Origin of the sequence: Streptomyces sp. NPDC045470 (assembly GCF_040646595.1) — a bacterium.
GTDB lineage: Bacteria > Actinomycetota > Actinomycetes > Streptomycetales > Streptomycetaceae > Streptomyces.
This window is the reverse complement of sequence record NZ_JBEZAN010000010.1, coordinates 89,149-115,853: the sequence shown is the minus strand read 5'-3', so window position 1 is coordinate 115,853 and position 26,705 is coordinate 89,149. Positions and strand designations below refer to the sequence as shown.

Below are 26,705 nucleotides of genomic sequence, written 5' to 3'. Positions count from 1 at the left end.
TTTCGCGGCGGGAGCCCGGCGATCAGCGGCGGCTTCCCGGCGGATGTCACCCGCGCGCCGTACCCCTCGGCCCGTGAGCCACCGGCCCTCAGTCCTCCAGCGCCTCCCGCACCCGGCGCGACACGGTGAACGTGTACAGGTCCAGCACTCCCGGCGGTTCCGCGACGCCGGGGCCGCCGGCCTTGATCCAGGCGGCGACGTCGTCCAGCGCCCCGTCGTCGTTGACCAGGCCCAGCCACACCGGGCGTCCGCCCGCGGCCCGGCCCGCGCGGGACGGCTGGACCACCACGACGTTGGCCTGGTCGCAGACGTCCAGGCAGTCCGAGGCGCGGACCTCGGCCGCGCCCGCCAGCGCGGCCCGCAGCCGGGGTATCTGCGCCGCGTGGTCCACGCCCGGGACCTTGCGCGGATCGCCGCAGCAGCAACCGCGGCAGACGGTGACGCGGCACGGGGTTTCGGCGGGCGCGCGGCCGGAACGCTTATTGATCATTCGGCCCATGCTACGCGGGGTAGGTATCGCCCCCATGACCTCCACGACGCACCCCGCCCCGCCCATACCGGGCCCCAAGGGAGTCCCGTTCCTGGGCTCGATGTTCGACCTGCGGCGGTCCACCCTCGACACGTTCACGCGCGCCCGGCGCGAACACGGCGACATCGTCCGCTTCGTGGCCGGGCCGCCCGGCCTGCGCAGCGTCTTCCACGCGGTCTTCTCGCCCGAGGGCAGCCAGCAGGTCCTGGCGTCCGGGGCGGCGAACTTCCGCAAGGACCACCCGTTCTACGAAGAGGTCCGGCAGTCCTTCGGCAACGGCCTGCTGACCAGTCAGGACGCCGACTACCTGCGTCAACGCCGTATTGTGCAGCCGCTGTTCACCAAGCGCCGGGTGGACGGGTACGCACAGGCCGTGGCGTCCGAGGCGCAGGCCGTCGCCGACCGCTGGCGTACCCCGGCCGGCGGCACCGTCGACCTGGTGGGCGAGATGAACCGGCTCGCGCTGCGCACCGTCTCCCGCATCCTGTTCGGTACGGACGTGGAGGCCGCGGTCGCCACCGTGCACCGCTGCTTCCCGGTGATCAACAAGTATGTGGTGCGGCGCGGCTTCTCGCCCCGCAACCTGCCCCGCCACTGGCCCACCCCCGCCAACCGGAAGGCCGCCGCCGCGACGGCCGAGCTGAACGCCGTCTGCGACAGCATCGCCGCCGGCCGGCGGGCCGCCAGGACGCCCGGCGACGGCGAGGGCGCGGACCTCCTCTCGCTCCTCACCCGCGCGGGCACCGCGGAGGACGGCGGCCTGGACGCCACCGAGATCCGCGAACAGGTGCTGGTCTTCCTGCTGGCCGGGCACGAGACGACCGCGACCTCGCTGGCCTTCACCCTCCACCTGCTCGCCCGGCACCCCGGAGAACAGGCGCTGGTACGGGAGGAGATCGACACCGTACTGGCGGGGCGCGACCCCGAGGCCGCCGACCTGGACCGGCTGCCGCGGCTGACCATGGCCCTCAAGGAGGCGATGCGGCTGTACCCGGCGGCGCCGGTGGTCAGCCGGCGCGGAGTCGCGGCCACCGAGATCGGCGGTTACCGCATCCCGGACGGCGCCGACGTGATCGTCTCGCCCTGGGTGACCCACCGGCACCCGGACCTGTGGGAGGACCCGGAACGCTTCGACCCGCTGCGGTTCACACCGGAGCGCGAGGCGGCGCGCCACCGCTACGCGTGGTTCCCCTTCGGCGGCGGCCCGCGGGCCTGCATCGGACAGCACTTCTCGATGCTGGAGTCCGTGCTGGCGGCGGCGGTCCTGCTGCGCTCGTACGAGCTGACGGCGGTGGACCGGGACGTGCCGCTCACCGCGGGGATCACCTTGCAGGCGGCCGGTCCGGCGCGGGTGCGGCTGCGCGCGGTGGGGTGACGGGCGGGGGAGTGGCGGGCGGGGGACGGACGGACGTACGGCCGGAGCGGTCGTGGGCCGGGCACGGGCTGCGGTGTGAGCGCGCCGCGCCGCCGAACGCATCGAAAATTGCGTTGCCGTCTCGGCGGCGCCCCTCGTACCGTTCTTCCCGTTCCCACTGCCGTCGACAGGAGAAGGCCGTTGCTCGTCTGAGGTCCTGAGACACCGCGCCCACGGCGCGAGGTGCGACAGCGCGCGCAGAGCGCGCCCGGCACCCGCCGTGCGCCCCTGTCCGCGACCTCGGCGATCCGTGTCACCGGCCCGCCCCCTCCGCCCCGGCGCACCGCTCGGTGCCGCCGCCCGGCTCTCGTGGACCGTCCCGTGGTGTCTCCCGCGCCGTCCCCGTACCTTCGCCGCGCACCGAGGAGACCTGTATGACCACCTCTTCTGCCTCTTCCGGCACTCCGGCCGCCGCCTCCGTCGTCTGCTCCGGCCTCGGCTTCGCCTGGCCCGACGGCACTTCCGTCCTGGAGGACTTCCAGTTGACCGTCGGCCCCGGCCGTACCGGCCTGATCGGCCTGAACGGGTCCGGCAAGTCCACCCTGCTGGAACTCCTCGCCGGCCGGCTCCAGCCGTCCGAAGGCTCCGTGAAAGTGGCCGGCGAGGTCGGCTACCTGCCGCAGAACGCCGCCCTGGACACCGGCCTGCGGGTGGACGCGGCCCTCGGCATCGCCGAGACCCGCGCCGCCCTGCACGCCATCGAGAACGGAGACGCCGACGAGGCCAACTTCACCGCCGTGGGCGACGACTGGGACGTGGAGGAGCGCGCCCGCGCCACCCTCGATCAGCTCGGCCTGCACTCCATCGACCTCGACCGCACCATCGGCGAGGTGTCCGGCGGCGAGTCGGTCCTGCTGCGGCTGGCCGCGCTGCTGCTGCGCCGCCCCGACGTGCTGCTGCTGGACGAGCCGACCAACAATCTCGACCTGGCCGCCCGCCGCAGACTGTACGCCGCGGTGGCGGGCTGGCCCGGCGTCATGATCGTGGTCAGCCACGACCGGGAACTGCTCGGCCTCGTGGACCGGATCGCCGATCTGCGCGGCGGCGAAGTCCACTGGTACGGCGGCAACTACAGCGCCTACGAACAGGCCCTCGCCGTCGAACAGGAGGCGGCCGGGCGCATGCTGCGGGTCGCCGAGGCCGATGTGGCCCGCCAGAAACGCGAACTGGCCGACGCGCACGTCAAACTGGCCCGCCGGGCCCGGTACGCCCACAAGATGTACGTCCAGAAGCGCGAGCCGAAGATCATCATGAACCAGCGCAAGGCCGCGGCCCAGGTCTCGGCCGGCAAGCACCGCATCCTGCACACCGAGAAACTCAAGGAGGCCAGGGAGAAGCTGGACGAGGCCGCCGACGCGGTACGGGACGACGACATGATCCGGGTCGACCTGCCGCACACCGAAGTGCCGCCGGGGCGCGCCGTGCTGACCCTTCGGGGCCTGCGTGTCCGCTACGGCGCGTCCGCCGACATCGAGCTGCGCGGCCCGGAACGGGTGGCGCTCACCGGCCGCAACGGCTCCGGCAAGACCACGCTGCTGCGGACCCTGGCGGGCGAGATCCCGCCGGAGGAGGGCGAGGCGGAGATCCACGTGCCGCACCGCTTCCTGCCGCAGCGGCTGGACATCCTCGACGACGGGCTGACCGTCGCCGAGAACGTCGCCCGGTTCGCCCCGGACGCCACCGCCAACCAGGTACGGGCCCGCCTGGCGCGCTTCCTGTTCAAGGGCGCCCGCGCCGACCAGCAGGCCGGCACCCTCTCCGGCGGCGAACGCTTCCGTGCGGCCCTCGCGGCCCTGATGCTGGCCGAGCCCGCGCCCCAGTTGCTGATGCTCGACGAGCCGACGAACAACCTGGACATCGCCTCGGTGCGCCGGCTCGTCACGGCGCTGGAGTCGTACCGGGGCGCCCTGATCGTGGTCAGCCACGACATGGCGTTCCTCCGCGAGATCGGCATCACCCGCTGGCTCGCCCTGGACGGCGAGCTGAAGGACACCGGCCCGATGTGACCGCCACGGGCGGCGTGCGGCATCGTCGCCGCGCGCCGTCCGGGACGGTACGGTCCCCGGCCTTGCCGCTCAGAAGTGCCGCAGCAGCTCGGTGAACGTCTTCAGGTGGAGCACCTGTTCGTCGGCCGGGTCGAGGACGCCGTGCTCCAGCACCCAGGTGTGGTCGTTCGGGATGAACACCGCGTTCAGGCCGGCCTGCCGGGCCGGCAGGATGTCCGACTTGGGGGAGTTGCCGATCATCCAGGTGTCCGTCGGCGACAGCGCGCACGTCCGGACCAGTTCCTCGTACGTGCCGGTGTTCTTCTCCGGCACGATGTGCACCCCGCGGAAGTGGTGGGCCAGCCGGGACGCCGTCACCTTCGCACGCTGCTCCGCCGCGTCCCCCTTCGTCAGCATCAGCAGTTCGTGCCGCCCGGCCAGCTCCGCCAGGGTCTCGGCCACGCCGGGGATCAGCTCCACCTCGTCCGCCTCGAAGGCCCGCGCCCAGCCCGCGATCCGCGCCAACTCCGCCTCGCCGGCCTCCCGCAGCCGTACCCGCCGCACACACTCGCCGAGGCTGCGCAGGAACACCTTGCTGCCGTAGCCGTGCACCACGGCGTTGGCGGCCTCGATCTCGTCCAGCAGGGCCCGTACGCCGTCCCGGCCCAGCTCCGGGTGGTCCAGCCAGGTCAGGAACTCCTCGATGACCCGCTCGAAGATCACGTTGTTCTCCCACAACGTGTCGTCGGCGTCAAAGATCAGCACCTGCCGCGCGCGGCGCGTCCCGGGCCCGCCGTCCACTGTGCTCACACCGTCTCCTCGTTCGTGCACGTCGCCGTCGTCCGGGCCGGAAGGCACCCCCGGCCCCGCGGCACCCTACTGACCGGGTACGCGCGCACGCACCGCCATTCCGCGCGGCTCCGCGCGGCCCGGAGCGGCCCGGAAGCTGGGGGCCGGGCGCCGCCGGGGACAATGGCCGCATGCCCACAGAGCCCGACGCCGCGACCGTACCCGGCGGCCCGTACCCGGTCCCCGACGCCGCCGCGTACCTCGCCGGCCGGTGGACGGTCGACCGTACGGTGCTGGACGTCCGTACCGGTACGCAGGGGACCTACCGCGGCACGGCGCACTTCCGGCCGGAAGGCCCGGAAGGCACCGCGGACGGGACCGCGCCCGGTGCGCTGCTGCACGTGGAGGAGGGCGAGCTGACCTGGAACGGCACCACCGCCCCCGCCACCCGCACCCTGCGCCTGTGCCCGCGCCCGGACGGCACCGCCGACGTCACGTTCGCCGACGGACGGCCCTTCCACGACCTCGACCTGCGCACCGGCCACTGGACCACCCGCCACCCCTGCGCCGCCGACCTCTACGACGGCGAGTTCACCGTCGTCTCGCCGGGGGAGTGGCACCTGCGCTGGCGGGTGGGTGGCCCGGCCAAGACCCAGCTGCTGTGCTCGGTGTACCGGAAAAGCGTTCGTCCGCGGCCCTGACCGTGCCCTACCGTCCGTCCCCGTGACCGAAACCCCCAAAGACATGGTCCGGCGCGGTTACGACGCCGTCTCGTACGCCTACCGTGCCGACGACGCCGGACCCGACACGTACGTCCCCTGGATCGCCGCCCTGCTCGACCGGCTGCCCGGCCGGGCCGACGTGCTCGACCTCGGGTGCGGGTGCGGAGTCCCCGTCGCGCGGTCCCTGAGCGCCGCCGGCCATGCGGTGACCGGAGTGGACCTGAGCGAGGTGCAGGTCCGGCGGGCCCGTGGCCTCGTGCCGCACGCCACCTTCCACCGTGCCGACGCGGCCGGCCTGGACCTCCCCGACGCTTCCTTCGACGCCGTCGTCTGCCTCTACCTGCTCATCCACCTGCCGCTCGACGAGCAGCCGGCCCTGCTCTCCCGCATCGCCGGCTGGCTGCGGCCCGGCGGCACCCTGCTCGCCGTCGCCGGTCACGGGGCCTGGACGGGCACCGAGGAGAACTGGCTCGGCGCCGGAGCCACCATGTGGTGGAGCCATCCCGGCGCGGACACCTACCGGGCGTGGATCACCGCGGCCGGGCTCACCGTGGACGGCGAGGCGTTCGTACCGGAAGGCACCGGAGGCCATGCGCTGTTCTGGGCCCGGCGCCCGTAAGGGACCGGCTTCGGTCCTGCTGGGCATGCCCCCACGCCTCCGGTTCGAGCACGGCCGCCATCCGGTCCAGCGCGCGCTCCGGCATACCGGTACGCAGCGGCAGGCACACGGCTTGGCGTACGAGGTGCGCCGCCGTTCGCGCGCCCTGCTGGCGGCCGGGCGGTGCCGGCACCGCGCCCAGAGAGGTCGGCCGTGCCGCGTCGAAGCCCGCGGACCGCAGACGGGCCGTCGTCGCAGTGGGGTCCGGGGTGGGCACGGCACACAGCCAGTACGTGTGTACGGGCGCGCCCGCGCCGTACACCAGCGACGGATCGCGCAGCCGCGCCACCAGCCGCCGTGCCGTCGCCGCCCGCTGGTCCACCGCCCGCGTGGTGTCCGTGGTGCACAGCCGCCGGTCCAGCAGGGCGAGCAGCGCGGCGCTCGGGCGGTGCCGGATCGCGGGCATGAGGTCCGTACCGGCGAAGGCGCCCACTGTGTCCTGGAGGCCGCTCGTGTGGTCGCGGCCCAGCGCTCCGGCTGCCGCCAGGACCCCGGTGTAGACCGGCCGCGTGGTGAGCAGCGCCAGCAGGGCGTACTTGGCGACCCGGCGGGCCTGCGCGTCCTGTCGCTGTACCGGCCACTCCTGGTGCAGCGCGCGCATGGCCGTCAGCAGACCGGGGTCGCGGACCACCGCCACCGCGCCGCCCAGCGCGGTGGCGGTCTTGATCGGGCCGAAGCTGAACAGGGACACGTCCGCGCCCGGATCGCCCCGGAAGTCCGGGCCGCTGTACGCCTGGGCGCAGTCCTCGACCAGCAGCCAGCCGCGCCGCGCGGCCAGTTCCGTCAGGGTCCCCAGCGGCGCCTGGGTGCCGAGGAGATGAGCGACGACGACGGCCTTCGTGCGCGGGGTGGCGGCCGCCTCCCACTGCCCGGCGGTGGGCAGCAGGGTGCTCGCGTCCAGGTCCACCGGGACCGGCACCAGCCCGTGTTCCGTCACGATCCGCCACATGTCGGGAATCGTGACGGCGGACATCAGCACCTCACTGCCACGGGGCAGCGCGGCGGCACGCAGCGCCAGGTCCAGCGCACTGCGTACCGACAGCGTCGCCAGGCACCGGTTCCCGCTCCCGCCCGCGTCCTGCGCGCTCCCGCCCGTACCACCGTCCCCGAACCGCCGTTCCACGGTGGCCGCCCACCGCTCGGCGTCTCCGCCCCGCCCGCAGGCCGCCATCCCGTACGCGAGATCCGGCCAGCCGATGTCGAAGTCCTTCGGTGGGTACATCCCGCACCACCTCCTCCTCACCGGGGCAGACGCAGGACACTGCCGCGCACCTGACCGGCCGGGGCACCGCGGGACCGCTGCCGGGGCACTGCCGGGCCCGCTGCCGGGCATCCGGCCGTGGGCCGCCGGGTAGGGACGCCGTCGTGACTACTCAGGACAGCACGCCTCATCGGAAGAACGCGCCAAGCCAGGACAGCACGCCGCGCCAGGCCGGCACGTCTGACCAGGACAGCACGTCCGACCAGGACAGTGCCCCCACGACCGACGCCATGCTGCGTGCCAACCGGGAGAACTGGGACGCCCGCACCCCGGTGCACGTGGCCAGCGACTTCTACGGACTGGACGGTACGCGGACTGCCGACGACTGGTTCGCGCCCTTCGAATGGGACGACCTCGGCCCGCTGGCCGGCCGGGACGTCCTGCACCTCCAGTGCCATCTCGGCACCGAGACGCAGGCGTTCGCCGAGCGGGGCGCGGCGCACACCGTCGGCCTGGACTTCTCCGGCGCCGCTCTGGACCAGGCGCGCCGTCTGGCGGCCCGCGGCGGGCGGGACATCGAGTTCGTCCAGGCCGATGTGCACCAGGCCGCCGAAGCGCTGGGCGGCCGCCGCTTCGACGTGGTCTACACGGGCAAGGGCGCGCTCTGTTACCTGCCCGACCTGACCCGCTGGGCCCGGGTGATCGCCGGGCTGCTGCGGCCGGGCGGCATGCTGTACGTGGTCGAGTTCCACCCGCTGCTCAACTCCCTGGGCGCCGCTCCCGACCCCGGCCAGGACCCGGACGACGCGCGGCTGCTGCTGGCCCACGACTACCTGGAAGGCCGGGGCGCGCTCCGCAGCGACACGCCGCACACGTACACCGACGGGCCGCCGGTGGAGGGCGCGACGACCAGTTACGAGTGGCGGCACGGCCTCGGGGAGACCGTCAACGCGCTCGTCGGCGCGGGGCTGACCGTCGACCGGCTGCGCGAGACGGACCTGCTGCCCTGGAAGCGCTTCGCGACGATGGAGCAGGCGGACCACGGCTGGTGGCGGCTGCCCCCGGCGGAACCGCGCATTCCGCTGCTGTTCGCGCTGCGGGCCGTCCGGCCCTGAGCCGTCCGGCGGGCCTTCCGGAACTCGCGGACCGGGACCGGACACACCCCGGCACCGCCCCGACCACCAGCGGGGACACGGTTCAGGCCAGCCCCCGTCCGCTTCAAGCCGGAATGCCCGCGGTCGCATTGCACGGCCAAACATCCCATGATCCGGTGGATCCACCGGACGGTCCCGGCGCGGGACGGCCCCCCACCCCGGGGTCGCCCCGTCCCCGCAGGGCCCGGCCGACAGCCCCACCCCAGCAGAGAGGTGAACCAGATGCGCGACGTGGATGCCGTACTCGGCACGCCCTGGCACGAACTGCCCTCCGCCGACGCCGTCGTGGCCGCGGCCATGGAATGGCACTTCGACCCGGCCACCGGCTCCCGGTTCTGGGTGGAGCGCGCCGCGTCGCTGCCCTTCGACCCGCGCAAGGACATCACCACCCTCGCCGACCTGAACCGCTTCCCCGACGTCAGCGCCGAGTGGCGGGACGTACCGGTCGAGGACCTGCTGCCCGTCGGCCTGCGCGGCCTGGGCAGGCTGCCCTCCGTCTGGGAGAGCGGCGGCACCACCGGCGCCCCGAAGCGGATCGTCGACCTCGGCCAGTGGGAACGCAACACCCGCTGGTGGTCCGAGGTCCTCGACCAGCACGGCTTCCCGTCCGGCGACGGCAACCTGCTCTTCCTCGGCCCCAGCGGCCCGCACGTCGTCGCCGACGCGCTGCGCGGCCTCGCCCGGCTGCGCGGCGCGGTGTTCTTCCCGGTCGACCTCGACCCGCGCTGGGTGCGGCGCTGCCTCCAGGACGGCCAGAGCGACATCGCCCGGCACTACGTCGACCACCTCCTCGACCAGGCCGAATGGGTGCTCACCTCCCAGAACATCTCCCTGCTGTACGCGACCCCGCCCCTCCTGGAGGCGATCGCCGAACGCCCGCGGCTCGCCGGGCTGGTCCGCGACAAGGTGCGCGGCATCCTGTGGGGCAGCACCTCCATCGACCCCGAGACGCTGCGGCTGCTGTCCACCGAGGTCTTCCCCGGCGTGGCCGTCAGCGGCCTGTACGGGAACACGATGATGGGCGCGGCACCCCAGCGGCCGGCCGTGCCCGGCGACACCGAACCCTGTGTCTTCCAGAGCTTCCACCCGTACGTGCACCTGTCCCTGCTCGACCCGGACGACCTCTCCCGCGAGGTGGCGTACGGCGAGCGCGGCCGGGTGTGCATGCGGCAACTGAGCCCGGAGGTGCTGCTGCCGCACGTGCTCGAACGGGACACCGCGATCCGCGTCGCGCCGGTGCCGGGCTTCGGGGGCGACGGGGTGGCCGACGTCCAGCCGTTCACCGACGGCGGCAAGAAGATCATCGAGGGGGTGTACTGACATGGCGGGCCGTCCGGAAACGGCCGCCGGGACCGGCCGAGTCGCCGCGGACACCGGCACCGGCCACGCCGCTTCCCGTACGGGCACCGGCAGCTCCCCCGACGACATCACCGTCGAACGCCCCTCGGGCCCGTACCGCTCCGCCGCCCGCACCACCTTCACCGACGCCACCGGCAACCCGGCGGGCGAACTGTCGCTCGCGCCGCCGCTGCTGATCCGCCAGGTCATCAACGAGATGCGCGCGGCCCCGGAGCAGACCGCCGCCGAACGCCTCGCGGCCCTCGCCAGGGCGGGCGAGCTGTTCGCCACCGCCACCCTGGACGGGGAGACACCCGACGCGTACTGCCGCCGCCAGGCCCTCGTCTCCGGACTGCCCGTGTCCGTCGCCCGCCGCACCCTCGACAAGGTGGCGCGGACCGGCCGCGCCGCGGCGGACACCCTGGCCGCGCAGCGCCCCACGGGGGCCCTGCCCCTCGACGACCTGTCCGCCGGTGACACGACGGCGGTCTGGGTACGCAAGGGCGACGTCCTCGGCGTGCTGGCGCCCGGCAATCACCCCGCCACCCATCTGGAGTGGCTGGGCGCCCTCGCCCTCGGCTACCGCGTCGCCGTCCGCCCCTCCCAGCGCGACCCGTTCACCCCGCGGCGGCTGGTCCGCGCGCTGCGCGAGGCCGGGCTGGCACCGGCGTACACGGCGCTGCTGCCGACCACCCACGAGCACGCGGAGGCCCTCGTCGAGCAGGCCGACCTCGGTCTGGTCTACGGCGGTGACGGCGTCGTCGCCCGGTATGCCGACAGCCGGCGGGTGCTCGCGCAGGGCCCCGGCCGCTCCAAGGTCCTGATCACCCGGGACGTGTCCTGGCGGGACCACCTGGACACCGTCGCCGATTCGGTGGCCGCCGACGCCGGGGTGCAGTGCCTCAACGCCAGTGCCGTCCTGTGCGAGGACGACCCGCACAGCCTCGCGCGGGCGCTGGCCGAGCGGCTCGGGCGCCTTCCGCTGCTGCCCCCGGACCACCCGGACGCGGCACTGCCCGTACGGCCGCTGGACGAGGTCCGGCGCCTCGCGCGGCAGTTGCACGACACCGTCGGCACGGTCGGTACACAGCCGGCGGCCGCCCCGGACACCGACCCGGCCGAACGGTTCTTCGCCGACCTGGGCGACGGCAGCGCCGTCCTCCGGCCGCTCGTCGTCGCCCTCGACAGCCCACAGGACCCGCACTTCGGCGCCGAACTGCCCTTCCCGTACGCGGCCGTGGCGCCCTGGCAGCCGGACCTGTGCCCGTCCGCGTTCGGCCGGACCCTGTCCCTCACGGTGCTGAGCGAGGACGCCTCCCTGGTACGTGAGTGCGTCGCGAGCCCGCGGATCCGCAACGTCCACCAGGGCGACGTCCCCACCCACTGGACCCGTCCCGGGCTGCCGCACGACGGTTCACTCGCCGAGTTCCTGATGGAGTCGAAGACCTTCGCCGGAGGGCCCGGGGCGGCGGCCGTCCGGGGACCGTCCGTATGACGGGCGGTCACCGTCGCCCGGCGGCACGGCCCGGCTTCCGTCGCCCGGCGGTACGGCTCCGCCCTCGCCGTACCGCCGTCGGGGGAGCCCGGGCAGCGGAACGCCCGGGGCCCCGCACCGGACGCCGTGCCCCGGACACCGGATGCCGGGTGGTGTCCGGGACCTCGCGGGGTCCGGCACCGTCGTTCCCCGGAAATCGTCGGGTGAGTAGGGTTCCGGGCATGGTCCTCTCCGGATTTCCGCGGCTTCCGCTCCGCGCCGTGCTCTTCGCCGACGGTGTGTTCGCCCGTCTCGAAGGCAAGACGGCCCAAGGGGTGCTGCGGCACAGCACCGTCCTCGAATCCGTGGCGGTCGTCGACCGTCTCCACCCGTCCGGCAGCACGGCGTCCGTGGTGCCCGGCACCGACGTCCCGGTCGTCGCCTCGCTGGAGGAGGCACTGCCGTACGGGCCGGAGGCGCTGGTCGTGGCGATGACCGAGTCCGATCACGTGGAGGTCGTGGACGGCGCGGTGCGGCACGCGCCGCGTCCGCCGGGCGACCTCCCGGTGTTCTGGTGGGAGCAGATCGCGACCGCCGTACGCAACGGGCTGCACGTCATCTCCTGCCTCCACCTCCAACTGCGCCACTCGGAGTTCGCCGGCAAGACCGCGCACGGCCAGCAACTGGTCGACGTCCGGCGCCCGCACGACGAACTGCCGAAGTACTCGGGCCGGCTGCGGCGCTCCCGCGCCCGGCTCGTCCACGTGGCGGGCAGCGACTGCGTGGTGGGAAAGCGCACCGTCGCCCTGCAACTGCACCGGGAAGCCCGGGCCCGCGGCATCGACGCCGGATACATCGGCACCGGCCAGACCTGTCTGCTGGCCGGCTGCACGGAAGGCGCGATCATCGACCGCACCCCCGTCTTCCAGGCGGCCGGGCTGGTCGAACACCTGATGCTGCGGGCCGACCCCCGGCACGACCTGCTGATCATCAAGGGCCAGGCGTCCGTGCTGCACCCCGCCTTCGGCGGCCTGGCCACCGCGATCCTCCAGGGCTCGCAGCCCGACGCCGTCGTCTTCGTGCACGACCCGCACCGCACCCGTCGTTACCACTGGGAGCACCTCCCGGTGGGGGACCCGCGCAGCGAGATCCGTACGGTGGAGGAACTGGGCGGCGCCCCCGTCGTCGCCGTCGCCACCCGCGGCCGGGACAGCGTGGCGAGACTGCGCCCACTGGGGCTGCCGGTCGTCGACGTGCTCGACGGCGACGGCACCGCCGCACTGCTGGACGTGCTCGGCCCCGTACTGACCCCGTGACCCCGACATCCCCGTGACGAGGAGACTGTGCACCGTGAGTGTTGAAGTGGCCCTGGCCGTACGGGCGCACTTTGCCGAATGCCCCACCTGGGACGCCGCCGACGGCACCCTGCTGTGGGTCGACATGAACGAAGGCGGAGTGCACCGCTACCGCCCCTCCGACGGCGGCGACACGGTCACCGTCGTGGACCAGCCGGTGGCGGCGGCGCTGCCCCGGGCGGGCGGCGGCCTGGTGCTGAGCCTGCGCGACGGCGTCGCGGTGACCGGACCGGACGGATCGCGCCGGTGGCTCACCGCATGGGCGCAGGAGGGCGTGCGCGGCAACGACGCGGGCATCGATGGCCGGGGCCGCCTGTGGGTGGGCACCATCGCCGGCGAGACCTCCCCGGGCTGGCTGGCGCGCATCGACGCCGACGGCACCACGCACACCGCCGCCACCGGCATACAGCTGAGCAACGGCATCACCTGGAGCCCCGACGCGACCCGGATGTACTACGTGGACACCCGCACCCGCCGGATCGACGTCTTCGACTACGACCTCGACACCGGCAAGGCGGCCAACCGCCGCGTCCTCACCGGCATCACGGACACCGACGGCCTCCCGGACGGCATGTGCACCGACACCGCGGGCGGCATCTGGGTGGCCCTCTTCCGCGGCGGCGCGGTCCGCCGCTACACCCCGGACGGGCGGCTGGACCGCGAGATCACCCTGCCCGCCTCGCTGACCACGTCCTGCGGCTTCGGCGGCCCGGACCTGACCGACCTCTACGTCACCTCGGCCCGCCGCGATCTCGGGGACGTCGAGCCGGAGGCCGGGAACCTGTTCGTCGTACCCGGCGTGGCCCAGGGGCTGGAGGGTGTGGCGTTCGCCGGGTGATCCGGTCCGTACGGGCCGCACAGGGTCCGTACGGGTCCCTATAGGGCCTGTACGGGCACCTACAGGGTCCGTACGGGCTCACCGTCCGGCCGCGTCACCGCGGGCCGGAGGCGGGCGAACGCGCGGGACACCTGGACCAGCCACGCGACATCGGCGGAGAAGTCCGGCCCGCCGGCCGCTGCGGACGCGGGCACCTCGCCCGTACCCGCGGAGTCCGGCGCGGTACCGTCCGCACCGCCCGCCGCCGGGCTGCCGGTCGCCGGTGCCGCACCGCCCGCCGCCAGGCCGTCCGGCACCTGCCCCGGCGCCCGGGGCCCGGCCGCCAGCGCCGCCGCGATGTGCGCCGCCTCCGCCTCGGCGGCCCCCTGCCCCGGCGAGAGCACCGCGCCCGGATCACCGTGGTGCCCGCGCAGCGCCAGACAGCCGTCCCGGATCTCGATCACCCGGCGGTGCAGATGGAACCGCAGGTCGTACAGGGCCGACAGGTCGCTGCCGGTGCTGGACGGCAGGGAGATCTCCGGGTGGGCCCGGTGCAGGGCCAGCCACAGCGGGCGCAGCAGCCGGTAACTGCGGTAGTCCGCCAGCCAGCCGCGGACGGCGGAGACCCGCGGCCCCCACAACGGGGCGGTCCAGCCGACGATGTTGAGGACCATGCCGATCGTCAGCGTCGTACGGGACACGTCGGACCACTGCAGTGGATTCCAGCCGTACTGCGTCAGGAAGACGTCGGCGTACCGGCCGGCCGGATAGACCAGCTCGACGGCCGCGCCGGCCGCAGCGATGCGCAGTCCGCGGCGCACCCACGCGTGGTCGGTGAGCTTGGCGAAGTGCCAGCAGGCGCGGGCCACCAGGATCTTGCCGACCACGAACGCGGTGAGGTACGCGGCCTGGTAGGCGACGAAGAACGGCTGGTCGCCCAGGTTCTTGAAGACGTTGCGCGGCGGGCCCTGGAGGGTCGCCAGGAAGAACAGCACCACCATCGTCACCGGCACCACCGCGAGCAGCAGCAGCCGCCGCCTGGCCCGCACCCGGGCCTCGTCCCTCGGGTACATCCAGTGGATCAGCAGGATCTGCTGGCTGGCGAGCACCGCGATGATCCACAGTTGGACCGAGACGTTGTACCAGGTGATGGTGCCGAACAGGGTGCCCGTCCAGCGGGCGGGGGTGGACATCGCCAGATACATGCCCTGGCACCCGAAGGAGACGCACAGCGCCGTCAGCCCCGCGTTGCGGCGGTGCCCGCGGAGCAGCGGTACCAGGGTGTAGGCGAACGCGATCCAGCAGGCGAGCGCGGCGATCGGATAGCGGATGTGGGTGATGCCGGTCATGAACCGTCCTCACGGCGCCAGTTCAGCGAGCCGTGGATCCGGCCCAGCGCGCTGTCCGGGTCCGGCGCCGCGGCGCCCCCGCGTGGACCGGCGCGCAACGCCTCCCCGAGGAGAAAAGCCATGACCTCCGCTTCCTGTTCCTGGGCGTCCGAGTAGTTCTCGCGGTACAGCAGGTCCTGCACGAGGGAGGGGTCGAGGTCGGGGAAGAGCAGACTGCCGGGGTCGGTCCCGGGGACGCCGACTCCGTGGTGACCGCAGATCATGTGGGCCAGTTCGTGGGCGACGATGTGTTCCTGGTGGTGGCGGCTGGTGTGCGCCTCGTAGACGACGTAGTCCGTACCGGGGAAGGACAGCCACAGGCCGCACGGCCCCGAGGTCTCCATCGGCATGGCCACCAGTTCGAGTTCCCGGCCCCGTACCCGGGCCAGGTGGTCGCAGAGCTGCGGGAGGTCGTAGCAGGCGGGGAGCCCGAACGACGCCAGCTTGTCCCGGCACTGCCGGCGCATGGCCTTCATCCCGGAAGACCCTCTGCCGGGGCGGTCACGCCGGCGGAAAGGCACCCGGAGCACTACTCCTCGCCGTCGGCCGGACGGTTCGGCTGCCGGCCCCGCGCCGCGCCGGTGGTGGCGTGCATCATGCTGACCTCGCGGATGATGCGGGCCAGCGACTTGCGGCCGGAGTCGTCCATGCTCATGGCGCGCAGCGCGATGTCGCGGACCTCCGCGTTGCCCATCGCCGAGGCGAGGGCGAGCTGGGAGTCGACGCGGTCGGCGGTGTCGTCGTCGAAGAAGTAGGCCGCCGGAACCCGGAAGAACGCGGCGAGCGCCTCCAGATGGCGCTTGGTGGGGTTGGTGCGCTGGCCGGTGCGCAGTTGCCAGACGTAGGTCTTGGAGAACGTGCCGCCACTCAGCTCGCTGCACCCGCGCGCGACTTCCTCGTAGGTGTACTCACGGCCGTTCGCGCGAATCGTGGTGAACAGCTTGTCGACCTTCCCGGCCAGTGACGACATCAGGTCTCCTTTGTGGTGTGCCGGGGTGAGCTGCCTGGGAGTGCCAACTCATCCTAGTTGACAGGACTCTTGCGTGCACTTACCGTCGGATCGCGTTAGCGGAGATGAACAGAGCAGTTCCGATGTCCACTCACGCGGACGACGGGGGTGTCCGCCTGAGGGAGAGCTCGTCGCGACGGCGACCGGTTGCCACGGTCGCGCGGCGCCGGCGCGATGAGCCGCTGCCACGTGGTGGCGGGGACTGCCGTTCAGCCGCCCCCCACATGACGCTCGTCCGTGGCCACGGCCGCCCACGGACCCTTCGGCCCGCTGTCACCCTTCAGCCGTCCGGCCGCGCCACCAGTCCACCGTCGCTTCGAGCTGACGGTCGAGAGGCGTGGCGTCGGCGGCGAACGCGGCACGGTACGCACCGGAGTCCACCACGAACGGCCGGTCGAACTGGTAGCGGACTTCCCGAAGTTCCCGCAGCAGGGGCGAGACGACCGACGCGGCACGCAGCACCGCGGACGGCAGCCGGCGCACCGGGACCGGCGGCACCCCCGCCTGCGCCGCGAGCTTGCCGGTCATCTCCCGTACCGACAGAGGCGGCAGGGTCGGCACGTGCCAGGCCCGCCCCCACGCCTGCTCCTCCTCCGCGACCTCGACCAGGGTCCGCGCCACATCGGGGAGATAGGTCCAGCTGTGCGGCGCGTCCGGATCACCGAGGACGGACACCGGTTTGCCGCGCAGCAGCCGCGGCACGACCCGGGCGGCCAGGTGACCGCCGTCGGTCACCCCCGGGCCGAAGAAGTCCGAGGCGCGCACCTCCACCGCCCGGACGCGGCCCTTCTCGTGCAGCGCGAGCGCCTGCTCCCAGATACGGGCCCGTATACGCCCTTTGGGACCGGTCGCGGCCAACGGCAGCGATTCCTTCATCTCCCCCCGAACCGGGCCGTACCCGTAGAGATTTCCCAGCATGACGAGCACCGCGCCGGTCGCCTCGGCCGCCTGGCCGACCGCGGCGGCCAACGGCGGCCAGTCGCGCGTCCAGCGGTGGTAGGGCGGCGCGGCACAGAGGTGGATCGCCGCCGCGTCCCGCGCGGCCGCCGTCAGCCGCCCGGGGTCCGCGGCGTCCAGCGCGACATGCTCGATCCCCGGCTCCGCGCGCCCACCCGACCGCGTGACGACCCGTACCGCACGCCCCTTGTCCGCCAGCATCCGCGCGGTGGCCGCCCCGGCCGGGCCGTGACCTATGACGACGTGAACACTCATGCGCGCAGGGTAGCGAGCGGAGATCGGTCGGGCGCCGTCGGCTCCGGTCGTATGCCATCGGGGACCTGTCGCATTCCGCCGACGAGCGGTCACGTACGCCGCGCAGAACGCAGAAGAACCCCAGCCGAGCTGGGGTTCCTTGTTGGTGTCCGAGGGGGGACTTGAACCCCCACGCCCGATAAAGGGCACTAGCACCTCAAGCTAGCGCGTCTGCCATTCCGCCACCCGGACCAGGTGTCTGTCGGTGCGGCCCGCTGGGCCGTTCCGACATGGAAAACAATAGCAAACGTTCAGGGGTGGTCGATCACGGCCGTCCAGCGTCAGGGGTACGCCTGTGACCAGCGCATGTCGGGAGTATTGCGGCCTTGGGCGCAGCGCCGCCGAGAGGGAGGATGGCGGTGGACCCCCGCCGCGGTCCGTGCCCCACCGGGAGGACGGCGCGGCCGTGAACCATGAGGAGGCAGTGTGAGCGAGTCGCAGCCGGCCCGTACGGTCACCGGCGAGGACGAGGTCGTCGACCTGTGCCGGGACCTGATCAGGATCGACACGAGCAATTACGGCGACCATTCCGGCCCCGGTGAGCGCGCGGCCGCCGAGTACGTGGCGGAGAAGCTCGCCGAGGTCGGCCTGGAGCCGCAGATCATCGAGTCGCACAAGGGGCGCGCCTCGACGGTGGCCCGCATCGAGGGCACGGACCCGTCGCGGCCCGCGCTGCTGATCCACGGCCACACCGACGTGGTGCCCGCCAACGCGGAGGACTGGACCCACCACCCGTTCTCCGGCGAGATCGCGGACGGCTGCGTGTGGGGCCGCGGCGCGGTCGACATGAAGGACATGGACGCGATGACCCTCGCGGTCGTCCGCGACCGGCTGCGCTCCGGCCGCAAGCCGCCGCGCGACATCGTGCTGGCCTTCCTCGCCGACGAGGAGGCGGGCGGTGTGTACGGGGCCCGGCACCTCGTGGACAAGCACCCCGGCGTCTTCGAGGGCGTCACGGAGGCCATCGGCGAGGTCGGCGGCTTCTCCTTCACCGTCAACGAGAACCTGCGGCTCTACCTGATCGAGACGGCCCAGAAGGGCATGCACTGGATGCGGCTGACCGTGGACGGCACGGCCGGTCACGGGTCGATGACCAACAGCGACAACGCGATCACCGAGCTGTGCGAGGCGGTCGGGCGGCTGGGACGGCACAAGTTCCCGGTACGGGTGACCAAGACCGTCCGGTCCTTCCTCGACGAGCTGTCGGACGCCCTGGGCACCGAGCTGGACCCGGAAGACATGGAGGAGACCCTCGCCAAGCTGGGCGGCATCGCGAAGATCATCGGCGCCACGCTGCAGAACACCGCGGCGCCGACCCAACTGGGCGCCGGCTACAAGGTCAACGTCATCCCGGGCCAGGCGACCGCGGCCGTCGACGGCCGGTTCCTGCCCGGCCACGAGGAGGAATTCCTCGCCGATCTGGACCGGATTCTCGGCCCGCGGGTCAAGCGCGAGGACATTCATGCCGACAAGGCACTGGAGACCGGTTTCGACGGCCCTCTGGTGGCGGCCATGCAGTCGGCACTGAAGGCCGAGGACCCGATCGCGCGGGCCGTTCCGTACATGCTCTCCGGCGGTACGGACGCGAAGTCCTTCGACGACCTCGGTATCCGGTGCTTCGGTTTCGCGCCGCTCAAGCTGCCGCCGGAGCTGGACTTCGCCGGGATGTTCCACGGCGTGGACGAGCGGGTGCCGGTCGACGGACTGAAGTTCGGTACGCGGGTACTCGACCGGTTCATCGAGCAGAGCTGACCGGTGAACTGCCGCGGCGCGGCGCGGAAAACCGGGCTCTGACGTGGTGCGCGACCCGCACGGTCGGCCAGGTGTACGCATGTAGCCGGAACGGGTGAATGGCGTCATAGGCTCGTAGCTTCATCACCTACTCCTCGTTGCAGAGGGTGCGGTCCGCGGCTGGGACCGCATTGCCAACAAGGAGGAATAATGATCAAGAAGGTCGTCGCTGCCGCGGCTGCCACCGGCGGTCTGGTGCTCGCTGGCGCGGGCATCGCCGTCGCCGACGCGGGGACACAGGGCGCTGCCCTGAACTCCCCGGGCGTCATTTCGGGCAACACCCTCCAGGTCCCGATCCACGTGCCGATCAACCTGTGCGGCAACACGATTGACATCATCGGGCTGCTGAACCCTGCCTTTGGCAACACCTGCGTCAACGACTGACGCGGTGCCTGAATCCGTAAGGCTGTAACCCGGTCGGCTCCGGAGTGCGCGCCATGCACTCCGGAGCCGACGGGTGTTCCGGCCCGCGCCGCGCGACGCGCCGCGGGCCATTCGGAAGTCAGAGGCAGGGGAGAGCGAACCTATGCGACAGGTCGCGAAAAAGGGCCTGATCACGATGGCGGCAGCGAGCGGTGTACTGGCCGTCGCGGGCAGCTACGCGCACGCGGATTCCGGTGCGCAGGGGAATGCGGCGCATTCCCCGGGGGCGTTGGCCGGCAATGCCGCCCAAATTCCCGTGGACATCCCGGTGCAAGCCTGCGGGAATTCCGCGAACGTCGTCGGGCTGCTGAATCCCGCCATGGGAAACCGCTGTGACAACGGCGGCTCGTCCGGCGACCGGAGCGACGGCGCCGCCGGGCGCGGCGGTGGCGGCGCGGGCGCCCAGGGCTCGGCGCAGGGCTCGCCCGGCGTCGGCTCGGGCAACCAGGTGCAGGCGCCGATCCACGCGCCCGTCAACGCCTGCGGCAACTCGGTGTCGGTCGTCGGCGTCGGCAACCCCGTCAACGCCAACGGCTGCGCGGGCGAGGGCGGCAGTACCGGCGACGGCACCGGTACGGTCACCGACCACGGCTCGACGCCGGGCACCCCGGCCGGACAGGACCCGCGGCCGTCCGACGGCCGGCCGGACCCACGGGCCCCGGGCGGCTCGACGTCCCCGGCCGAGGACCGCGCGGGCGAACCGGCCGGCCCGGCCGCCCCGGGGCACCGGCCGCACACGACGGACACGGCGGGCGCCGTACAGGAACGGGCCCCGCAGGTCCGGAAGGAGGAGTCGACGCCGCGTACGCAGATCGTCACCCCGCCCGGGGACGAGGAGCACTTCCTCGCCCAGACCGGTGCGGGAGCGCTCGGCATCGCGCTGCCGGCGAGCGCGGGCCTGCTGATCGGCGGCGCGGTGCTGTACCGCCGCGCGCGTTCCGCACGGGCCTGACCGTCCGCGGGCGCCGTGCCCGGGACCGGCCCGGCCGCCGGGCGTACCGAACGGGCGCCGGCGGTGCCGGACGGTCGCGCACCGGCCCGGCCGCGCCGTCAGACCGGCACGTCAGAGCGGGCCCCGCGCCGGCGGGGCCCGCTCTGACGTATGCGGAGGTGTCGGGAAGGGTGCTGCCGGCCGGCGGCCCGTCGTGCACGAGCCTCTCGTACCGGCGCCCTTCGTGCGCGGGGCTGTCCGGCACCGGCTCGTACGGCTCGTACGGAACCGGGGATTCCGGGAGCGATCACGCGGTCCGGTCCGTGCCGCGGCGGCCGTGGCGGTTCACCAGGTCGCCCGGATCTGGCGGATGATACGGCGGCGCAGCCGCACGCGGCGGCTGCCGTCAGGGTTGAGGCGCAGACGGTCCAACTCCCAGTGTCCGTACTCGGCATGGTCGGTCAGCAGGCGTGTGGCGGCCTTGCGGGAGACCCCTCGCGGCACATACACATCGCAGAATTCGTATTCCGGCATCGCATCTATTGTGCGGGACCGGCCCCGGTACGGATAGCGTCTGCACTATGTCTGATGCTGCGCAGCCTTCCGCTGCCGAGGTACGTGCCGCCGCCGAGGCGGTAAAAGCCGCGCTGGACCGTCACCTCGACGCGGTCGAACACCGCTCGGGCCAGGACGATCCCGCCGTCTACGCCGCGTTCGACGAACTCGCCGCGGCGGCTGAGGCGTACGACGAGCTGCTGTACGACACCTATGACGAGGTCACTCCCTTCGAGATCCCCGGCAACGACACCCTGCCCGCCTACGCGGGCCCGGAGGAACCCAGCGCGCTCAGCGTGCTGATCCGGCGCGACTACGCGGTGGTCGAACCACAGCGGCTGCTCTCGCAGGCGCAGCGGATCGCCGACCTCGATCCGGAGTCGGCCGCCGACGCCGCGGCGGAGGCCAGGGCGGTCAACGGCGGTACGGGATCGGTGGCCGGCGTGGTCGGCAGCAGTGTGCACGCGGCGCTGGGCGTGCTCTTCGGGGAGTTCGAACCGGACGAGATCGCCACCCGGCACAAGGAGTTCGGCCTGGAGGAGGGCGACTCCACCCTGTGGGTCGTCGCCGCCGACGAGACGCCGGAACCGGGGGAGTGGCTGTCCGCGCCGTTCGACCAGACCGATCCGCAGCGGGTGGTGTGCCGCTTCGACGTCAGCTCCGTCTTCGACGAGGAACTGGGCGCCGATGACGACGACGTACTGGAGACACTCGACGGGGACCGCTGACGGCGTACGGACGCCCTGTCGGGTGGCGGTGCCAGGGCGGCGCGTACCGACGCGCCGCCCCCCCCCGCACCGGGCGTGGTGCGGTCAGCCGGCCGACGCGTCCGCCGTGGCCTGCGCCGTGTGCAACTGGAGCAGCGTCCGCAGACGGGTGGTGCGCTCCTTCGCCGGAATCTCCGCGACCGCGCGCGGCAGCGCCTGGTCGACGCCCTGCACGACGGACAGATGGCGCTCGGCGCGGCTGAAGGCGGTGTACACCCAGGAGCGGGTGAGGCCCTTCGCGGCGTCGCCCGGCAGGACGGCCACCACGGCGGGCCAGCGCGCCCCGGCCGCCTGGTGGGCGGTGACGGCCCACCCGTGCCGGACCGTGTCCGGGCCCACCCGCTCACGCGGTACGACCACGGGGGAGCCGGCGCAGTCCAGGTGCAGGCCGGCCGCGTCGGCTCCGGTGACCCTGCCGGTGACCGTACGGCCGGGGGCGGGGGAGTAGGCGACGCGGTCGCCCGGGTCGAAGCCGCCGAACCGGCCGGGGCCGGGGTTGAGCCGCTCCTTGAGGGCCGCGTTCAGCGCGCGGGTGCCCGCGGCACCGCCGTGGCCGACGGTGACGACCTGCGTCTGCTCGGCGGGCACGCCGATCGCCCGGGGCACCGAGTCGGCGACGAGCTGGACGGTACGGTGCACCGCCTCGCCGGGATCGCGCGCCGGGATGATCACTACTTCCTTGCCGGGCGCCTCGACCTGGTGCAGCTCACCGATGCCGATGCCGGAGACCAGCTCGCCGACCGGCCCGAAGTCCGGGGTGCGGGAGGCGACCTGGGGGCAGCAGCGGGCGGCCAGCACGTCCGCGAAGAGCCGGCCCGGACCGGCCGACCACAGCAGGCCGGGGTCGCCGCTGAGCACCAGCCGGGCGCCGTCGGTCAGCGACTCCACGAGCAGTGCGGCGGTCTCCAGGTCCAGTTGGGGCGCGTCCAGGACGACGAGCAGGTCCAGGGCGAGCGCGCCGTCCGCGTCCCGGCCGGGGCCTTCGCGGCCGGCCAGCAGCCCGGAGAGCGTGACGGCGGCCTCGGAGGCGTCTCCGGGCGCCGGGGCCGCCGCCGGGCCGGTGTACGTGCCGACGGCCTCGGCGAGGTGCCGGGCCAGGCGGGTGCGGCCGTCCGGGGTGTGTGTGGCACCGCACGCCCGCAGACCGAGCGCGCGGGCCGCGGCGATCAGCGCGGCGGGCTCGGCGCGGGCGGCCTCGGCTCCGGTGTGCGCGACCAGGCCGCTGCGGGCCGCGGCACGGATCAGCTCAGCGGCGGAAGGGGAGGGGGCGGCCGCGGCGGCGGCGTCCCACGCGGCGGCGGAGGGCTGCCGTACGGCCCGTACGGGGATGTCGTCCTGTACGGGGACGTCGGCCCGTGCGGAGGCGTGGTCCCGTACGGAAGCGTCGTCCTGTGCGGAGGCGTGGTCCTGTCCAGAGGTGTCGTCCTCGGGTGTGCCGTCGCCCGGCTCCGAGGGGCCGTCGTGCTCCGGTGCGCTGACCGCGGCCGGTTCGCCATCCGCGCCGGTGGGCTCCGCGTCACCGGGCTCCTCGTCGGAGGGCTCCTCGAAGGTGTTGAGCAGCCGCGCCAGGCCGTCCGCGACGCTCTCCTCGGCCATGGCGAACCGGTCCAGCCCGAGCAGGACCCGGACCGGCTGTTCCTCGTCCTCGTCGCCGGCCGACGGACGGGCTCCGCCGGGCGTCTCGACGGCGTCCTGGAAGACCAGCACGGCTCCCTCGGCGATGGCCGTCTGCAGGGCCTCGTCCGGATCCGGTACGGAGCGCTGGGCGAGCGCGGCGCGCAGCGCGGGCGCCTCCAGCGCCGAGTGCCCCGCCAGCGCGGCCTGCTCCAGCAGCCAGCCGACCAGGGCCTGCGCACGCCGGTCGTCGTCCGGGCCGCAGGCCGGGCCGAGCAGCGCCCGCGCGAAGCCGTCGGCCTGCTCGGGACGGACACCCGGTACGGCGAGCAACTGCCACGGGTCCTCGCGCAGCGCCTCCGCCGCGCGCTCGCCGAGCGTCTCGGCGGTCTTCTCGGCCAGGGTCTCCGGGGCGCCGCCCGCCGTCAGGACCTGCCGCACGCCGTCGAGACCGGGGGCCAGGTCCGCGGTCGTGGCCGGATGGGGCGTCGTGTGCGTGGCGGGGGCGGGGCGGCCGCCGCCGTCACCGCCCGGGGCCGGACGGGTGTGGCCGGGGGAGCCGTCCTGGCCGGGAACGGCGGTGGCCTGCGGCGGGGCTCCCGCCGGGCCGCCGCGCTCCGGGGCGCCCGTCGTGGGGGCCGGTACGGCGCCCTGGGGCTTCCGGGCGCCCGCCGCCGCACCGGCGCCGCCCGACCGGGGCGACCGCTCGGTGAAGAACGAGTCCGCCGACCGCTCCCCGCTCTCCACGGCCCGCACGGCCGCCGCCAGCGCGGCGGCACTGGGCGCGCCACCCCGCGCGGCGGGGGCGGCGGCTGCCGGGGCGACCGGAGCGGTGGCGGCGTCCGAGGCGGTGGTGGCGGGCGCGTCCACCATCGGACCGTCCCCGTCCGCCCCGGGCCCGCCGTCGCCTTCCGCCGCGCCCTCGGCCTCCTCGGGAGCGGTCTCCGGGCCGGGCGCGGTGGGCTCGGGCGCGTCCTCGTCCGGGAGGCGGTCGGTACTCACAGCGTGCTCCAGTCGTGGTCGGGATAGTGGTGCACCGGGGCCGAGACATCGTCCAGGGCCCGGCAGATCTCGTCAGGAAGACTAAGGGTCTCCACTGACAAAGCGGCTCTGAGCTGCTGCGCCGTGCGTGCGCCGACGACCGGGGCGGTGACGCCCGGCCGGTCGCGCACCCAGGCGAGGGCCACCTGCAGCGCGGTGGCGGCGAGCCCGTCGGCGGCCGTGGTGACCGCCTCGACGATCCGGCCCGCCGTGTCGTCCAGGTACGGGGCGACGAAGGGCGCGAGCTGCTCCGAGGCGCCGCGCGAGTCGGCCGGGGTGGCGTGCCGGTACTTGCCGGTGAGCACCCCGCGGCCCAGCGGCGACGAGGGCAGCAGGCCGACGCCCAGGTCACGCGCCGCGGGCAGCAGCTCCCGTTCGATGCCGCGCTGGAGGAGGGAGTACTCCATCTGGGTGCCGGCCAGCCGCGTGCGCAGGGTCGGGGCGGAGAGCTGCCAGGTCGCCGCCTTGGCCAACTGCCAGCCGGAGAAGTTCGAGACGCCGACATAGCGCGCGCGGCCGGTGGCGACGGCGATGTCGAGCGCCTGGAGGGTCTCTTCGAGCGGGGTGTGCGGGTCGAAGGCGTGCAACTGCCAGAGGTCCACGTAGTCCGTGCCGAGACGTTCCAGCGAGGCGTCCAGCGCGTCCAGGAGGTGGCGGCGGGAGCCGTCGACGCGGCGGTCCGCGTCCAGGACGCTGCCCGCCTTCGTGGCGATGACCAGGTCCCGGCGCGGCACCAGCCCCTCGCAGAGCCGGCCGAGCAGATACTCGGCGCCGCCGTCGGCGTACACGTCCGCGGTGTCCACGAGGGTGCCGCCGGCCTCCCAGAACACCTTGAGCTGCTCGGCGGCGTCGTGCTCGTCGGTGTCCCTGGCCCAGGTCAGGGTGCCGAGGCCGAGACGGGACACGCGCAGGCCCGTACGGCCGAGGTGCCTTTGCTCCATGAGCCCTGAGATTACTGGCCCGTCGGCCGGCTCACGGGACCCTGTGGACAACCGGCCGTGCGCTGCGCCGCCGGCCTGTGGACAACTCCGGCGGCCCGCCGCGCCGCAGGCCCGCGGCCGGTCGGCCGGTGACGGCCGGCGCCACCCCGCGCTAGAGTCCCCGGAACACCGACGTTACTGATCAGTAAGGGGAGCGGTATGAAGCTCGGGATCAACCTCGGCTACTGGGGCGCCGGGATGGACGCGGACAATCTGGCCGTCGCGCAGGAGGCCGACCGGCTCGGCTACGCGGTGTGCTGGGCGGCCGAGGCGTACGGCTCCGACGCCCCCACCGTGCTCTCCTGGGTCGCCTCGCAGACCGAGCGCATCGACGTCGGCTCGGCGATCTTCCAGATCCCGGCCCGTACGCCCGCGATGACCGCGATGACGGCCGCCACCCTCGACTCGCTGTCCGGCGGCCGCTTCCGCCTGGGCCTGGGCGTCTCGGGGCCGCAGGTCTCCGAGGGCTGGTACGGCGTGAAGTTCGACAAGCCGCTGGCCCGTACCCGGGAGTACGTCGAGATCGTCCGTAAGGCGATGACCCGCGAGCGGCTGTCCTACGAGGGTCAGCACTGGACGCTGCCGCTGCCCGGCGGCCCGGGCAAGCCGCTGAAGCTGACGGTGCACCCGCAGCGCGCGCACATCCCGCTCTACATCGCCGCGATCGGTCCCAAGAACCTCACCCAGACCGGTGAGATCGCCGACGGCGCGCTGTTGATCTTCCCGTCCGCCGACCACCTGGAGGAGACGGCGATCACGCACATCCGGGCCGGCCGGGAGAAGGCGGGCAAGACCCTGGAGGGCTTCGACGTCTGCCCGACGCTGCCGCTGGCCGTCGGCGCCGACCAGGACGTCAGCGCGCTCGCCGACACCTTCCGCCCGTACACGGCGCTGTACGTGGGCGGCATGGGCAGCCGCAAGCAGAACTTCTACAACCAGCTCGCGCAGCGCATGGGCTACGAGAAGGAGGCCGCCGAGATCCAGGACAAGTACCTCTCCGGCGACAAGGAGGGCGCGGCGGCCGCGATCCCGCAGAAGCTGATCGACCAGACCACGCTGCTGGGCTCCGTCGAGCGCATCGCGGACCGGATGCAGGCGTACGCGGCGGCCGGCGTGACCACGCTGACCCTCGCGCCCGCCGGCTTCACGCTGGAGGAGCGCATCGCCTCGCTGCGGGCGGGCACCGAGGCACTGGAGCGCGCGGGTCTGGCATAGCCGGCACAAGGGGCCACGGGAGGCGCCGGACGGGTCCGGACGGCGGGGAGCGGGCGTCGGCCCGGACGGCAGCGGCGCGGGGACGGGCCCGGGCGGCGGGGACGCCGGGCCGGGCACCGGCCCGGGGCAAGCCTGCGGCCGTGGTGGGGGCTCGGGGGTCTTCCCCGCCACGGCCGTCACCCGGCACAACGCGGAGACGGCCCGCGTGGTTACGCCACGGTGCTCCGTCCGGCCGCCGGACCGCCTTCCCGAACGGTTCCGGGCCGTCTCCCGGACCGTCCTCCGCCCCACCTCCCGAGCCCGC

24 protein-coding genes and 1 tRNA gene are annotated in these 26,705 nt (G+C 73.8%); 14 read left to right on the top strand and 11 right to left on the bottom strand.

The features are described from left to right. Window positions 1–88: 88 nt before the first annotated feature. Window positions 89–490, bottom strand: coding sequence for a hypothetical protein (locus tag AB0A97_RS25740; RefSeq protein WP_030021429.1), 402 nt, complete (start codon window positions 488–490; stop codon window positions 89–91). Window positions 491–524: 34 nt separating this feature from the next. Between AB0A97_RS25740 and AB0A97_RS25735 the strand changes: the two genes are divergently transcribed. Beyond that, the gene (locus AB0A97_RS25735) at window positions 525–1,904 is read left to right on the top strand and encodes a cytochrome P450 (RefSeq protein WP_361154213.1); all 1,380 of its coding nucleotides are present in this window, start codon (window positions 525–527) and stop codon (window positions 1,902–1,904) included. Between the two features lie 413 nt (window positions 1,905–2,317). Beyond that, window positions 2,318–3,949, top strand: a complete 1,632-nt coding sequence (locus AB0A97_RS25730; protein WP_361154210.1) for an ABC-F family ATP-binding cassette domain-containing protein — start codon at window positions 2,318–2,320, stop codon at window positions 3,947–3,949. A gap of 69 nt (window positions 3,950–4,018) precedes the next feature. On the opposite strand, the gene AB0A97_RS25725 is transcribed toward AB0A97_RS25730, so the two are convergent. Beyond that, a complete protein-coding gene (locus AB0A97_RS25725; protein ID WP_361154591.1) occupies window positions 4,019–4,729 on the bottom strand; it encodes an HAD family hydrolase in 711 nt (236 codons plus the stop codon). A gap of 179 nt (window positions 4,730–4,908) precedes the next feature. Here AB0A97_RS25725 and AB0A97_RS25720 point away from each other — a divergent pair, with 179 nt between their 5' ends. Both AB0A97_RS25720 and AB0A97_RS25715 read left to right on the top strand, forming a co-directional pair. Continuing rightward, on the top strand, window positions 4,909–5,418 hold the full coding sequence (locus AB0A97_RS25720; protein WP_361154208.1) for a DUF6314 family protein: 510 nt from the start codon (window positions 4,909–4,911) through the stop codon (window positions 5,416–5,418). 22 nt (window positions 5,419–5,440) lie between these two features. Continuing rightward, window positions 5,441–6,058 (top strand): class I SAM-dependent methyltransferase, encoded by a 618-nt coding sequence (locus tag AB0A97_RS25715; RefSeq protein WP_361154205.1) that lies wholly within the window; start codon window positions 5,441–5,443, stop codon window positions 6,056–6,058. Here the strand turns inward: AB0A97_RS25715 and AB0A97_RS25710 are convergent. Then, entirely contained in the window at window positions 5,985–7,319 is a 1,335-nt protein-coding gene (locus AB0A97_RS25710) for a DegT/DnrJ/EryC1/StrS family aminotransferase (RefSeq protein WP_361154203.1), read from the bottom strand. The genes AB0A97_RS25715 and AB0A97_RS25710 overlap by 74 nt on opposite strands. Before the next feature lie 269 nt (window positions 7,320–7,588). Between AB0A97_RS25710 and AB0A97_RS25705 the strand changes: the two genes are divergently transcribed. The 5 genes from AB0A97_RS25705 to AB0A97_RS25685 all read left to right on the top strand — a co-directional run bounded on the left by AB0A97_RS25705 (window position 7,589) and on the right by AB0A97_RS25685 (window position 13,457). Beyond that, window positions 7,589–8,413 carry a class I SAM-dependent methyltransferase gene (locus tag AB0A97_RS25705; RefSeq protein ID WP_361154589.1) on the top strand — a complete coding sequence of 275 codons (825 nt, stop codon included), beginning with the start codon at window positions 7,589–7,591 and terminating at the stop codon, window positions 8,411–8,413. 261 nt (window positions 8,414–8,674) lie between these two features. After that, window positions 8,675–9,772: a phenazine biosynthesis protein gene (locus AB0A97_RS25700; RefSeq protein ID WP_361154200.1), complete on the top strand. Its 1,098-nt coding sequence runs from the start codon at window positions 8,675–8,677 to the stop codon at window positions 9,770–9,772. A 1-nt stretch (window position 9,773) separates the two neighbouring features. Continuing rightward, complete coding sequence (locus tag AB0A97_RS25695; protein WP_361154198.1) at window positions 9,774–11,285, top strand: aldehyde dehydrogenase family protein; 1,512 nt, start codon at window positions 9,774–9,776, stop codon at window positions 11,283–11,285. Window positions 11,286–11,506: 221 nt separating this feature from the next. Further along, window positions 11,507–12,580, top strand: a complete 1,074-nt coding sequence (locus AB0A97_RS25690) for a DUF1611 domain-containing protein (protein WP_361154195.1) — start codon at window positions 11,507–11,509, stop codon at window positions 12,578–12,580. A 34-nt stretch (window positions 12,581–12,614) separates the two neighbouring features. After that, window positions 12,615–13,457: an SMP-30/gluconolactonase/LRE family protein gene (locus AB0A97_RS25685; RefSeq protein ID WP_361154193.1), complete on the top strand. Its 843-nt coding sequence runs from the start codon at window positions 12,615–12,617 to the stop codon at window positions 13,455–13,457. Between the two features lie 59 nt (window positions 13,458–13,516). Here AB0A97_RS25685 and AB0A97_RS25680 read toward each other — a convergent pair whose 3' ends face one another. The 5 genes from AB0A97_RS25680 to AB0A97_RS25660 all read right to left on the bottom strand — a co-directional run bounded on the left by AB0A97_RS25680 (window position 13,517) and on the right by AB0A97_RS25660 (window position 17,276). After that, a complete protein-coding gene (locus AB0A97_RS25680; protein ID WP_361154190.1) occupies window positions 13,517–14,785 on the bottom strand; it encodes an MAB_1171c family putative transporter in 1,269 nt (422 codons plus the stop codon). Next, the gene (locus tag AB0A97_RS25675; protein ID WP_361154187.1) at window positions 14,782–15,300 is read right to left on the bottom strand and encodes a toxin; all 519 of its coding nucleotides are present in this window, start codon (window positions 15,298–15,300) and stop codon (window positions 14,782–14,784) included. The genes AB0A97_RS25680 and AB0A97_RS25675 overlap by 4 nt, the downstream gene beginning before the upstream one ends. 53 nt (window positions 15,301–15,353) lie before the next feature. Continuing rightward, window positions 15,354–15,794 (bottom strand): XRE family transcriptional regulator, encoded by a 441-nt coding sequence (locus AB0A97_RS25670; RefSeq protein WP_361154184.1) that lies wholly within the window; start codon window positions 15,792–15,794, stop codon window positions 15,354–15,356. Window positions 15,795–16,106: 312 nt separating this feature from the next. Further along, window positions 16,107–17,045: an NAD-dependent epimerase/dehydratase family protein gene (locus tag AB0A97_RS25665; protein WP_361154181.1), complete on the bottom strand. Its 939-nt coding sequence runs from the start codon at window positions 17,043–17,045 to the stop codon at window positions 16,107–16,109. 143 nt (window positions 17,046–17,188) lie between these two features. After that, window positions 17,189–17,276 (bottom strand) — tRNA-Leu (locus AB0A97_RS25660). Window positions 17,277–17,510: 234 nt separating this feature from the next. Here AB0A97_RS25660 and AB0A97_RS25655 point away from each other — a divergent pair. The 3 genes from AB0A97_RS25655 to AB0A97_RS25645 all read left to right on the top strand — a co-directional run bounded on the left by AB0A97_RS25655 (window position 17,511) and on the right by AB0A97_RS25645 (window position 20,250). After that, complete coding sequence (locus tag AB0A97_RS25655) at window positions 17,511–18,836, top strand: M20/M25/M40 family metallo-hydrolase (protein ID WP_031010741.1); 1,326 nt, start codon at window positions 17,511–17,513, stop codon at window positions 18,834–18,836. Window positions 18,837–19,025: 189 nt separating this feature from the next. After that, window positions 19,026–19,259 (top strand): chaplin, encoded by a 234-nt coding sequence (locus AB0A97_RS25650; protein ID WP_361154179.1) that lies wholly within the window; start codon window positions 19,026–19,028, stop codon window positions 19,257–19,259. 142 nt (window positions 19,260–19,401) lie between these two features. Continuing rightward, entirely contained in the window at window positions 19,402–20,250 is an 849-nt protein-coding gene (locus tag AB0A97_RS25645; protein ID WP_361154176.1) for a chaplin, read from the top strand. A 324-nt stretch (window positions 20,251–20,574) separates the two neighbouring features. Here AB0A97_RS25645 and AB0A97_RS25640 read toward each other — a convergent pair whose 3' ends face one another. Next, a complete protein-coding gene (locus tag AB0A97_RS25640) occupies window positions 20,575–20,763 on the bottom strand; it encodes a DUF5703 family protein (RefSeq protein ID WP_003986762.1) in 189 nt (62 codons plus the stop codon). 47 nt (window positions 20,764–20,810) lie between these two features. Here AB0A97_RS25640 and AB0A97_RS25635 point away from each other — a divergent pair, with 47 nt between their 5' ends. Continuing rightward, the gene (locus AB0A97_RS25635) at window positions 20,811–21,512 is read left to right on the top strand and encodes a hypothetical protein (RefSeq protein WP_125048006.1); all 702 of its coding nucleotides are present in this window, start codon (window positions 20,811–20,813) and stop codon (window positions 21,510–21,512) included. 84 nt (window positions 21,513–21,596) lie between these two features. Here AB0A97_RS25635 and AB0A97_RS25630 read toward each other — a convergent pair whose 3' ends face one another. Continuing rightward, complete coding sequence (locus AB0A97_RS25630; protein ID WP_361154586.1) at window positions 21,597–24,038, bottom strand: helix-hairpin-helix domain-containing protein; 2,442 nt, start codon at window positions 24,036–24,038, stop codon at window positions 21,597–21,599. Window positions 24,039–24,163: 125 nt separating this feature from the next. Beyond that, on the bottom strand, window positions 24,164–25,147 hold the full coding sequence (locus tag AB0A97_RS25625) for an aldo/keto reductase (RefSeq protein WP_361154172.1): 984 nt from the start codon (window positions 25,145–25,147) through the stop codon (window positions 24,164–24,166). A gap of 198 nt (window positions 25,148–25,345) precedes the next feature. Between AB0A97_RS25625 and AB0A97_RS25620 the strand changes: the two genes are divergently transcribed. Continuing rightward, window positions 25,346–26,401, top strand: a complete 1,056-nt coding sequence (locus AB0A97_RS25620; RefSeq protein WP_361154170.1) for an LLM class F420-dependent oxidoreductase — start codon at window positions 25,346–25,348, stop codon at window positions 26,399–26,401. Window positions 26,402–26,705: the final 304 nt, after the last annotated feature.

Coding starts and splice junctions, on each gene's coding strand:
- AB0A97_RS25710 (WP_361154203.1), bottom strand. CDS start 7,319: ATGTACCCACCGAAGGACTTCGACATCGGCTGGCCGGATCTCGCGTAC.
- AB0A97_RS25690 (WP_361154195.1), top strand. CDS start 11,507: ATGGTCCTCTCCGGATTTCCGCGGCTTCCGCTCCGCGCCGTGCTCTTC.
- AB0A97_RS25665 (WP_361154181.1), bottom strand. CDS start 17,045: ATGAGTGTTCACGTCGTCATAGGTCACGGCCCGGCCGGGGCGGCCACC.
- AB0A97_RS25700 (WP_361154200.1), top strand. CDS start 8,675: ATGCGCGACGTGGATGCCGTACTCGGCACGCCCTGGCACGAACTGCCC.
- AB0A97_RS25705 (WP_361154589.1), top strand. CDS start 7,589: ATGCTGCGTGCCAACCGGGAGAACTGGGACGCCCGCACCCCGGTGCAC.
- AB0A97_RS25695 (WP_361154198.1), top strand. CDS start 9,774: ATGGCGGGCCGTCCGGAAACGGCCGCCGGGACCGGCCGAGTCGCCGCG.
- AB0A97_RS25635 (WP_125048006.1), top strand. CDS start 20,811: ATGTCTGATGCTGCGCAGCCTTCCGCTGCCGAGGTACGTGCCGCCGCC.
- AB0A97_RS25620 (WP_361154170.1), top strand. CDS start 25,346: ATGAAGCTCGGGATCAACCTCGGCTACTGGGGCGCCGGGATGGACGCG.
- AB0A97_RS25670 (WP_361154184.1), bottom strand. CDS start 15,794: ATGTCGTCACTGGCCGGGAAGGTCGACAAGCTGTTCACCACGATTCGC.
- AB0A97_RS25650 (WP_361154179.1), top strand. CDS start 19,026: ATGATCAAGAAGGTCGTCGCTGCCGCGGCTGCCACCGGCGGTCTGGTG.
- AB0A97_RS25735 (WP_361154213.1), top strand. CDS start 525: ATGACCTCCACGACGCACCCCGCCCCGCCCATACCGGGCCCCAAGGGA.
- AB0A97_RS25675 (WP_361154187.1), bottom strand. CDS start 15,300: ATGAAGGCCATGCGCCGGCAGTGCCGGGACAAGCTGGCGTCGTTCGGG.
- AB0A97_RS25640 (WP_003986762.1), bottom strand. CDS start 20,763: ATGCCGGAATACGAATTCTGCGATGTGTATGTGCCGCGAGGGGTCTCC.
- AB0A97_RS25630 (WP_361154586.1), bottom strand. CDS start 24,038: ATGGTGGACGCGCCCGCCACCACCGCCTCGGACGCCGCCACCGCTCCG.
- AB0A97_RS25680 (WP_361154190.1), bottom strand. CDS start 14,785: ATGACCGGCATCACCCACATCCGCTATCCGATCGCCGCGCTCGCCTGC.
- AB0A97_RS25720 (WP_361154208.1), top strand. CDS start 4,909: ATGCCCACAGAGCCCGACGCCGCGACCGTACCCGGCGGCCCGTACCCG.
- AB0A97_RS25645 (WP_361154176.1), top strand. CDS start 19,402: ATGCGACAGGTCGCGAAAAAGGGCCTGATCACGATGGCGGCAGCGAGC.
- AB0A97_RS25740 (WP_030021429.1), bottom strand. CDS start 490: ATGATCAATAAGCGTTCCGGCCGCGCGCCCGCCGAAACCCCGTGCCGC.
- AB0A97_RS25730 (WP_361154210.1), top strand. CDS start 2,318: ATGACCACCTCTTCTGCCTCTTCCGGCACTCCGGCCGCCGCCTCCGTC.
- AB0A97_RS25625 (WP_361154172.1), bottom strand. CDS start 25,147: ATGGAGCAAAGGCACCTCGGCCGTACGGGCCTGCGCGTGTCCCGTCTC.